Raw genomic sequence first — 9,761 nt, 5'->3', positions numbered from 1 at the left:
GACCCCCATAAACAGACAATTGGACCCCTATAAACAGACAATTGGACCCCTATAAACAGACAATTGGACCCCCAAACATTTGTGAAACGCTTGGGAGAGTACCGTGGAACATACCCTTAAAAGAGGTTTAAAAGAGGTTTATAAAAGAGGTTTAAAAGAGGCACCACTGTACGAGATCAAAAACTAGAAGCAAAAAACACAAAGGAGTGAGCTAAAAACAGCTCACATTAAACTTCAGTCGCTATGCTCCTTGCGCCTCACTCTGTTCGTTGCCTAAAAAGGTGTGGCAAGCCACATTAATTCGGGCGCTGACGCCCCGAACCCCGTCCAAGCTGAGCCAGCTTGACTGCTTTTTCACTCGCCGTTAGGCAGGAAAGCAAAGTTTTGTAGAAACTTTGGCTTTCGCCATTTCAGTTTTAAGACTTGTTTAAAGCTGTCAATTCCTTATGCTCCTACGCTTTGCTCGTCCGCTACCATTGACAGCAAATAGTTAGCTTTTCTAAAACTTGATAAAGATTTAACTGCTATGTCCCTTTTTAAGGGCCTTATTTTTTGTTCTCAGCGATTTTGAGACTATTTATATATATTTATACCAACGCAAAATAAAAAGCCCTCAGTGAGCTTTTAGAGGGCTAGATGACGGAACCTGGGAGATTACTAATATCTTCTTGCCTTTTTTGCAAAATATAAGTATCCAGGGAATCATACAAATTCTTTTTGATCTCGTCAGGTTCATTGACAGAAGCTTCAAACAATTCTTGAATATCAACTTGCCAAGGATCAGCGAGCATTTCATCAATTGGTTTTAATACTTTCTTTTAGTTCAGCTTAATTACTCCTAACATTAAAATAATAATTTCAAATTAGATACGCAGTTCTTAAAGTTAGTTATTCAAATTTTGTTGCCAGGTTTATGAAGATTCTCTGCATAAAACAATTAAAAAAATTTGGTTGAAAGCAGCGGGATATGCAACAATTTTTAGCGTTTAAAGCATAACAAACTCAGTTAAGTGTAAGCATAAATTGAATTAAAAATACATTCCATTCAACAACGGCAAGAACTGATTTTATGGTTATCAGCAGACCGAGTGAAACGAGGTCAATGCGCACTTATACATAGAATTTATTCTATGTTGTGCTACCCCCCAAAAAACCTGTATTAGAAGTCGCCGATGTCGACAACAGAAGAAAACCCATAGAATCAAAGTAAAGAGGTGACTTACATGGCAATTTTTCATATGAGTTTTAGTAATATTAGTGCTGGAAAAGGACGAAGTGCGATTGCCAGTGCGGCTTATCGAAGTGGTGAAAAATTATTTGATGATAAAGAAGGTCGCCGATATTTCTATGCCCGATCGGTAATTCCAGAAAGCTTTATTTTAACCCCCAAAAATGCACCAGAATGGGCCAGTGATCGAGAAAAATTATGGAATGAAGTTGAAAAGAACGATCGTAAATCAAACTCACGGTATGCAAAAGAATTTAACGTGGCTTTACCGGTAGAATTAAGTGAATCCGAACAGAAAGAATTACTGACAAAATATGTGCAAGAAAATTTTGTCGATCAAGGTATGGTAGCTGACGTAGCAATTCATCGCGATCACTCAGACAATCCGCACGCACATGTGATGTTAACCAATCGCCATATAATAAGGAGGTCTCTAATGCTAGTTTTTCTGTCAACATCATTCATACCATCCAATGATAAGATGTGGTCACGAGTTGGCATAAATAAAAATCAACAATTCCCGCCATTGGCAATAGATTTAGGATGACGTTCCATTAATTTTGAATGGTGTCCATGGTCTTAGTTAAATTTTTCTTGTTTCTGCCCAATTGATTCAATTCAGTAACTATGACAACACCACCTTAACAAATCATAATTTGGATAATAGTATGTTCCATTTGAAAGCTAAGCCCTATAATTAGCATAGGGTTAATAGCTCTAATCAAAATACCCACAAAAGGCCTGCTCAACTAACAATTGAGTAGGCCTTTTGTAGTACAAATTAATCCTTATCACAACTAACCTCAATAGCACAACAGGTATAAATAGTGCCTAAAATCCCTAAATAAATTTCTCTCACAACTGTTTAATAAAGCGGCAATCCCCGTTGTACGTGATTAATTAAACATTCAATTCTTAAAACACCTATTTTTAAATCGACTTAAACCTTCGCTGTTGCGTGCGTTTACTAATCCCCGTCTTTCGTTCAATCATCTTATAAGTCATGCCTTGTTTTCGCAACTCATAAGCAAATCTGATCTGTTCATCAGAATACGTTTTCGGTCGCCCTTCCCGAAACAACGGATCATGTTGCTTGGCATACAATTTACCTTCTTGTGTGCGCGTGACAATCATATCGCGTTCAAACTGCGCAAAGGCGCTAAATATTGTAAAGACTAATTGGCCAGTCGGCGTATTGTCAATTAAGCCCATATTCAAAATGTTGACTTTGACATTTTCTTTAAACAACTCTTGGATAATGGCTAAGGCCTCGCGCGTGTTCCGTGCAAACCGATCAAGCTTAGTGACAATCAAAGTATCACCTGTTTTTAGAGCGCGCAACAGTTTTTGAAACTCCGGTCGTTCGGTAGTTGTGCCGGTAAACTTTTCTTGAAAGATTTTTTCTGCTCCTGCCAATTTTAGTAACTCAATTTGATTTGCTAATTTTTGATCAGTGGTACTGACCCGCGCATAGCCATATTTCATCTTTTTATCTCCTTACTTATGTCATTAAGTAGTGACACGGTTATAACCCTTTAATTATACAGTATCAAAAAAGAGGCCACAACTGTTAAGTTGTGACCTGGTTCGTTCCATTTAAATACTTTAATTATCACATATTCAAAACGTCAAGAAATATTTTTATCTAATCCTCTTTAACAGGGGAATGCTTAGCCACTTGTAGTGCCTGATTGATTACCTTGGCGTATAAAATATCACCAGCCCGAATGCCACCGAAGTGTATGCCATCTATCCCTTTGAAGACTTCTGGATGTTGCGCCGCAATCTTGCCCCAGTCGGCAATCGTAATGAACTTATACTTAGCTGGCAGACGCCGTTCCAAAACGGCCAACTTTGATGAATTTCAGTCAGCATCGGCCGGGGCATTATAAGGTGTCATCAGAATCAACTTGTGCCCCGGCTCCAAGTCATGAATGATCTTCATGGTTTGCTCTTCGTAATCATCCAGCGCGTTGGTCCCAATACAAATCACCGCGTACTGCCGTAACGTATAGCTTCGCTGCTGGTTCATCATGACTTTATACGCCAAGTTCATCGTCCGATCGCCCTTAATCTTTAAGCTTTGCCATTTTTTTAATAGCATGCCTAAATAGATGGTACACATTGCCGCAGGGCAGTGCTTTTCTAACATTCCAGCTACCAAGTGTTTTGGTAAAAATGTCCCTTATTCAGATAATTATTATTACAATCTACCATTTACACAAGATATTTTACGCTCTCCGTCTCAGGTACAGTTCTCATCAATGTGTTCTAATAGGAATACAAAAAAAACGGCTTCCATTAAGTATTCAAGATAGATCCTTTACTTGAATCTCTTAATAGAGGCCGTTTTTATTTTACAAAATTACGTATTAAACATACTTGCCACAAAAAAACTAAATGGAAAATTATTTAGTCTGGAGTACAAATTGGAAATGTGTTCAGCTATGTGATTATTGTTGGCGGCTTTGCCACTTACAATAAGGCTGATTTTGGAGATCCATCGCGTTCCAATACATTTCTAATTCTTGCGGAAGACGGGAATTTAAGCACATTCACATTTTAACCAAATTTGAGTAAGAACCCCAAAAGTGAGTTATTGGATTCTTTTATTCGTATCTCGTTTTACTTTTTATGTTTTTCGTATCTCGTTTTACTTTTTATGTTTTTTGTAATACCAAACACACCTAACCCTGCAACCACTATAATTGCAGCAATTGTTTCAACGATAGTCATAATGGATTTAGTATGACTGTTCTTAACTGGCGTCTTCTTATTGATTTCACGACTTTGCTTGTCAGTAATCGTAAATTTCCGTTGAAGCTTCCAAATATTTTGCCCATTGTTAGCCTTAACATCCAAATACATCATATAAGTCCCTGACTTTAATCTCTTATCCTTGTTAGCACCGATAACTGTATTAACATTAATAGGATAAGTAAAGTAACTGTTTGGGGCAATTGACATATTTGATTTCTCTGATTGTAAAATAACATTCTTACTATCATTTTCTGAAGTTATCTTTGCTTTGATATCAACTTTTTCTTCCAATCTTGGCACATCATTATCTAATAGTGCATTGACTGAAATTTGTCCATTTTGAGTATCTTCATATGCTTTGATCAGTTTTAAATTTGGATCAACTGTGTCAGTATTTTGTCTCAATTGTAGGCCTAGAACATAATTATACTTATTTTTTAACGTTACACCCTTAGCATTACTCTTGCTAACTTGATTATCTTGTTCGATAAAGATACCACCTAACAATACGCCATCAAAATTTCCTTTCGGAGCATTAATGTTCACAACTACTTCTGTAGAAGATTTTGCATCAACAGTAACACTCTTAGGATATGTAACTAATTTTTCAATATCATATTTCAAAGATGAATCAGCTTTAACATTATGTTCGTTATAGACTATTACCCCATTGGTATCAGTCGATGCCCGGTTCACCATTACAGTATAAGTATGCGTTTTAGTATCGTTATTATTAATCTTAAATTTAGCTTGCAACTTCTCATTTGGCGTCACTTTCAAATCAAAATAACCGACTTTTTTATCGATCTGATTATTTGAAGGTTCTGGCACAATATTATAAGTCACTGCTGGTTGAGCTTCTGAGGTGGCGGCCGAAACATCTTGGGTTCCTAAACAACTAAAAGTTATAACACTAATTAAAAACAACATGAAAATCCAAATACGCTTCTTCAAAATATCATCTCCCGAAGAAAAAAAAAGAGCATGCACCAATTAAGTTACAAGCCCTCAATTTTTATATTTAAGCAGGTGCATTAGCTAACGTCCATGTTAAGGTTGAACTGTAGGATCCGCCAATATTACCAGCTGGAACCTTAAGTGAGGCATCAGTAGAACCATATGTTCCAGTATAGGCACCTACACCACTACCAGCTTTAGCACTAACAACAGTTACTGGTGAACTTGATAGTAAAAGATTTGCGACAAGTGTTGGAGGTGTTGATACATTATCAACATCATCTGCTTTAATAGGATCTGTTTCTTTATTATCTAATAATAGTTGTGCATTCTTTAAGGCTGCGCCGCCTGTTGCCGTGAATGGTGATGCTGCAACAGTTACAGTGTATCCAGTACCAGTACCAGCATCAGCGATACCCAAGATTCCTGATGTGGAAGTTGATGTATATGAAATATCGTTTGCTGAAGCTGCTACTGTACCAAATTGAAAACTAGGGGCCGAACTTAAAGTGATCTTTCCAGGCGTAATATCGGCCGTGGATGTGCTTGTAACTGATGGTGCAGGTGTTGTTGCTGCTTGAGCGACTGCACCTAACGAACCAATTCCTAAAACAGCTGCCCCTACTAACATGCTATTTCTTACGAGTTTTTTCATAATATTTTCCTCCTCATAAACGACTGTTGGTCGCTATGAAACAGAGTCCTAATGTGATGGATCAATCGGACTCTGCTTGATTGGAGAAATACCCATCACATAGATATCTCTTTCAATCTCTGCGTAAATTATATATTTTTTTGGATAAATAAACAAGATATTTTACGCTCTCAAAAGATTTGTTAAAGTTCCGTTATTACTACTTTTTTGTGATAGTTTTGATAAAAATGCTTATAATTGAAATTTAGTTTTCAAAAATATGTATTTAAGGAAGAATTTATAAATTATTGCAATATTTTTAATTCAATTAATAATGAAAGTAGATGATGAATTATTAACCATATTTCAAAATTATTTGCCTGGGTATTATTAGGAATTTCAGCATTATCAATTTGTTTTTTATGTTTTAACCCAACCTTACCTATTAAATTGCCATCGTCAAATCAAGCTATTAGCTTTATGATGATTGGTAAGGCACCAGTTGCTTACATTCCCTTTCAAGAATTAGATCAATTAGGATTCTGGCTAAACATCATTATGACTTGTCCCTTAGGAATATTTACCTATATTTTATTCTCTCCCAAATTCAAAATTTCTCATGTGATTACAACTGGAATCCTTATTGGATTCACTATCGAATTTATTCAATTTATAACAGACAATTTGGCAATAACACATCGTTGGGTAGATATAAATGACGTGCTTGCTAATACTTTAGGATTTGTAGTTGGTTATTATCTATCAAAGTTAATTGATAAATAACCCGTAGGTAAATTTATTTGGGTCTAGAATTTTTGGTGTTGGAAAGTATTTCCATTCCAAAAGTACTAGGCCCTAATTTAAAAAGCCATTGATAATGGATCAAAAAAGACCAATAGGGTATAATCTAAAAAACAGCCCCTAACAAACCAAGTTGATTTGTTAGGGGCTGTTTTACCGGTCTTTTCAAGGGGTTATTTGTTAATTATAGACCCTATATATTCATAGCCCCTTTCTGTTTGGTGTTAAAGTATTAGTCATCGATGTCATGCACTATCTTGTTTAGCTCCGTTTTGATGGAACTGGGAATATTTTCTAAATTGAAATGATTATATATTTCTTTATCCTTAAGCATCCTTTTTTGTGCCTTATTTAATTGGATGGTTTTTAAATTATTATTTTCGTCTGCCTTTTCTTTGTTATAATAAAAATCGTTGTACAAATCGAGGAGGAAATAATGAAAAAGATTACAGCATTTTTATTGTCATTATTAATGTTACTAGGGGTATTCGCTCCAGCAACTGCAACAACCGTTCAAGCTAAGGCTTCCGAGAATATCAAAGCTACTTACACTTTGAAGAAGAACAAAAAGAAGATTGCCAAGAAAACTATCACATTGAAAAAGAATGCCACTGTTACTGATGGTCTTAAAAAAGGCTGGAAAGTTAACGACAAAGGCGGCTTTATCACAGCTATCGACGGTCACAAACAAAATAACAAGAAGAAAATTTACTGGACATTCACTGTTAATGGCAAACAAGTTAACGTTTCAGCTGACAAAAAGAAATTACACAACAAAGACAAAGTTGTTTTCAAATTATCAAAATATAACGGTTAATGATTAAATTAAATATGAGATGAGGATAAATTCAATATCCTTATCTCATATTTTTTTGCATAAATAAGTAATTTTACAATCTACCTTTTTATTTAATTTTCAAGGATCAATACAACCACTTTTTTCACAAATCGGATAACCTAAATCCCAGATTAATATCATTTTTAACAAATCGATTAATTTAGTCGCTGTTAACGAAACGGCTATTATTGTATGAACAGCGAATGCCCATATAAAATCTGTTCTCGCCCTTCTGAACCTCTATTAATGCCACTATCCATAATAAGCATGCCTGTATAGAGCTCTTAATAATAAAGTCCAAACCACCAATAATCATAATTGTCAAAAAAATATTTTCACTCCATCTATTCTTAGGTTATCAAAGTAATCTTGATATTGTTTCTCATTTTTTCTAGGATATTTTTCAAGATCATTATTTTCCATAGTATTTTTCAACCCATATATCCACCATGAAGAATTAAATAATGCTGAAAATTCAACAGTAGGTTTGGGCTCGTGACTCAATTGGTTAAAATCATTTTGATATAAACGCCTTTTGTTTACAAATCCAAATATTTTTTCATCTACAGATCCAGAGCCTTGCTGCCACTGATTGTCACCAAAAATGCCACCAACTATTATTGGTGTTGTTCTTAAATGTTTTCTTTTGTCTATTACCATATTCAGCAACTTTATTTTCATTTTGATTGTCGTTTTTATCCTTGATGTGACTGGTATTAGAACTATTCGTCAAGGTATCGTCCTTGTCGTTTAATTGTTGCTGATGAGTAGCACTAGAAGATTCAAACAAGCCACTCAGTTTCTGAACGTGTTCTTTTAATCGATGGTTCTCTGCAACCGTTGCTATCTGTAATTTTTGCTGCTGATCTAAGGCTTGTTGTAAATTTGCAATTTGTTGATCTTTAACATCAAGTTGCTTCAGCAAGATCTGATCAATATTTTTGTCCTTGTCGTTTTCAGCTTGCCGATTTGGTTGTCGTTCTTGTCGTTTTTGCTTGTCAAAATTAGCAAGCATTTTAACGCCTTGGTTGTCTATTTCTAGATGGTTTTTAACTTTGTAAGTGTGTTTGCTTCGAAAGCCATTAATGCTATTAATACGTTGATTAATAGCTTGTTTTGACAATTTAAATTCTTCTGAAAGTTGCCGAATAGTCTTGCCCAATAGTTTCACCGCCTAATTAATCCGCCTTAAATTATAAGTTAAAAACGACAAGAAAACCAATCGACAAGCAAAACTTAAACTTGGTTGTCGATTGGTTTTCTTTAGGTATCAATCTTCAAGCTAAACTATAATTGATTTGGTTCTGGTTGTTGCCACCAATGAATGTTGCTTTAACAGCAAATATCCCGAATTAACAACAACTAAAGTTTGCATCTAGTTTTTTCCCTAATGGCTTGTTTTGATACACCAAACTCATCAGCAAGTTCTCTAATAGTTTTAGGCATGTTTTCCAAACCCCTTTCGGAGTTCAGCAAGTGCTTCTTTTCTTGCTTGATCTCTTATTTTTTTATCATGTTCGGCTTGTTTGACAGCCAATGCTTGCTTTTCAGTAGAGCCTAAAGTTAGCCCCTTAACTTTATCAATGGCACGCCATTTTTCCTGTTCTGTTAATTCACCATTATGCTGAATATTAAAGAGTTTTTGACGTTCATCTTGAAATTGACCTTGTGAGAAGTCGTTAGCGTCTTTCTTTTCAGGTTTCCAGGTAAACGAATAGCCAATAACAGGCTTTCCTCGCCCTTTACCGTATTTCTTTCGGACAGTTAGCCCACGAAATAGGGGGGTAAGTTCTTCTTTGATTGGTTTTATCACTTTTTTGTTAATGTCGCCTTGCCGATAAGTTTTTGGAATATCAAGTAACTCATCAAAATCTGCTTTGGAAAAGTAAGCGTACCCAGTAGTTCTAAATTGTTTTAGTAACCGAAACATTGTTTTTGCGTAACTACTTTTTAAATCTCTAAACTCTGCCAACGCATAACGAACCCAACTTTCTAAATCGTTTAGTAAGTGTAAGGCTTTAGGATAAACTCGGATATCAACGTAAGGTATTTCAGCTTCGCCTTTAATTTCAAATTCGGTAAACATAACAAAAAATTCTCGATTTAAGCCACTTTTACTTCGTCTACCAAAATGTAATCCCATCATTTTTTCATAAGTTCTCTGAATGTCATCTTCAAAACGGTTATTTGCAGTAGGTTTATAAGCACTTAACTCTTTTAATTGATCAAAAGTAAAACGAACGGTCTGATCTCCCTTGTCACGCATACGAGAAATAATCGAAAAAAATAAATTCATTTCAACTGGAGTAAATTTTCGAAGTGGAATGGTATTTAACTCTGGATCATATTTAACTAGTTCGTTGCTCAAAAAACCACCTCCTAAATCAGAGGCTACCATATCAAGGCCGGAACCTCAAGACGAGACCCCTATAAACAGACAATTGGACCCCCATAAACAGACAATTGGACCCCTATAAACAGACAATTGGACCCCTATAAACAGACAATTGGACCCCCAAACATTTGTGAAACGCTTGGGAGAG

Annotated in this window: 10 protein-coding genes and 1 pseudogene; 3 read left to right on the top strand and 8 right to left on the bottom strand. The window is 35.5% G+C overall.

Annotated elements, in window-relative coordinates; genetic code table 11:
• Window positions 1–1,223 precede the first annotated feature (1,223 nt).
• A pseudogene (gene mobQ, locus FFM71_RS13060) lies at window positions 1,224–1,643 on the top strand (MobQ family relaxase); the annotation flags it as partial.
• Between the two features lie 515 nt (window positions 1,644–2,158).
• Here mobQ and FFM71_RS13055 read toward each other — a convergent pair.
• From FFM71_RS13055 to FFM71_RS13040, 5 genes are all read right to left on the bottom strand, one after another.
• A complete protein-coding gene (locus tag FFM71_RS13055) occupies window positions 2,159–2,713 on the bottom strand; it encodes a recombinase family protein (protein ID WP_033615067.1) in 555 nt (184 codons plus the stop codon).
• Between the two features lie 160 nt (window positions 2,714–2,873).
• On the bottom strand, window positions 2,874–3,071 hold the full coding sequence (locus tag FFM71_RS13915; protein WP_373278812.1) for an SGNH/GDSL hydrolase family protein: 198 nt from the start codon (window positions 3,069–3,071) through the stop codon (window positions 2,874–2,876).
• Window positions 3,072–3,092: 21 nt separating this feature from the next.
• Window positions 3,093–3,380: an SGNH/GDSL hydrolase family protein gene (locus tag FFM71_RS13910; RefSeq protein WP_373278811.1), complete on the bottom strand. Its 288-nt coding sequence runs from the start codon at window positions 3,378–3,380 to the stop codon at window positions 3,093–3,095.
• Between the two features lie 473 nt (window positions 3,381–3,853).
• The gene (locus FFM71_RS13045; protein ID WP_137612592.1) at window positions 3,854–4,942 is read right to left on the bottom strand and encodes a WxLIP family cell surface protein; all 1,089 of its coding nucleotides are present in this window, start codon (window positions 4,940–4,942) and stop codon (window positions 3,854–3,856) included.
• A 67-nt stretch (window positions 4,943–5,009) separates the two neighbouring features.
• The gene (locus FFM71_RS13040) at window positions 5,010–5,600 is read right to left on the bottom strand and encodes a WxL domain-containing protein (protein WP_137612591.1); all 591 of its coding nucleotides are present in this window, start codon (window positions 5,598–5,600) and stop codon (window positions 5,010–5,012) included.
• A gap of 429 nt (window positions 5,601–6,029) precedes the next feature.
• On the opposite strand from FFM71_RS13040, the gene FFM71_RS13035 reads away from it, so the two are divergent.
• Together FFM71_RS13035 and FFM71_RS13025 are read left to right on the top strand one after the other, a co-directional pair.
• Window positions 6,030–6,362: a VanZ family protein gene (locus tag FFM71_RS13035; protein WP_158298625.1), complete on the top strand. Its 333-nt coding sequence runs from the start codon at window positions 6,030–6,032 to the stop codon at window positions 6,360–6,362.
• A gap of 454 nt (window positions 6,363–6,816) precedes the next feature.
• The gene (locus FFM71_RS13025; protein WP_125765019.1) at window positions 6,817–7,197 is read left to right on the top strand and encodes a DUF4430 domain-containing protein; all 381 of its coding nucleotides are present in this window, start codon (window positions 6,817–6,819) and stop codon (window positions 7,195–7,197) included.
• Window positions 7,198–7,539: 342 nt separating this feature from the next.
• Here the strand turns inward: FFM71_RS13025 and FFM71_RS13020 are convergent, their stop codons facing one another.
• From FFM71_RS13020 to FFM71_RS13005, 3 genes are all read right to left on the bottom strand, one after another.
• A complete protein-coding gene (locus FFM71_RS13020; protein WP_125765017.1) occupies window positions 7,540–7,878 on the bottom strand; it encodes a hypothetical protein in 339 nt (112 codons plus the stop codon).
• Window positions 7,814–8,380: a DUF536 domain-containing protein gene (locus FFM71_RS13015; protein WP_062913471.1), complete on the bottom strand. Its 567-nt coding sequence runs from the start codon at window positions 8,378–8,380 to the stop codon at window positions 7,814–7,816. Before FFM71_RS13015 ends, FFM71_RS13020 begins: the two co-directional genes overlap by 65 nt.
• Window positions 8,381–8,656: 276 nt before the next feature.
• A complete protein-coding gene (locus tag FFM71_RS13005; RefSeq protein ID WP_137612590.1) occupies window positions 8,657–9,586 on the bottom strand; it encodes a replication initiation protein in 930 nt (309 codons plus the stop codon).
• Window positions 9,587–9,761: the final 175 nt, after the last annotated feature.

It is taken from the genome of Companilactobacillus huachuanensis (assembly GCF_005404815.1).
GTDB lineage: Bacteria > Bacillota > Bacilli > Lactobacillales > Lactobacillaceae > Companilactobacillus > Companilactobacillus huachuanensis.
The sequence above is the reverse complement of the archived record's forward strand: the minus strand, read 5'-3'. Positions and strand labels throughout refer to the sequence as shown.

Bases quoted from the DNA above. Each gene is read 5' to 3' on its own strand.
- FFM71_RS13055 (WP_033615067.1), bottom strand. From the start codon at position 2,713: ATGAAATATGGCTATGCGCGGGTCAGTACCACTGATCAAAAATTAGCA.
- FFM71_RS13910 (WP_373278811.1), bottom strand. From the start codon at position 3,380: ATGTTAGAAAAGCACTGCCCTGCGGCAATGTGTACCATCTATTTAGGC.
- FFM71_RS13040 (WP_137612591.1), bottom strand. From the start codon at position 5,600: ATGAAAAAACTCGTAAGAAATAGCATGTTAGTAGGGGCAGCTGTTTTA.
- FFM71_RS13025 (WP_125765019.1), top strand. From the start codon at position 6,817: ATGAAAAAGATTACAGCATTTTTATTGTCATTATTAATGTTACTAGGG.
- FFM71_RS13020 (WP_125765017.1), bottom strand. From the start codon at position 7,878: ATGGTAATAGACAAAAGAAAACATTTAAGAACAACACCAATAATAGTT.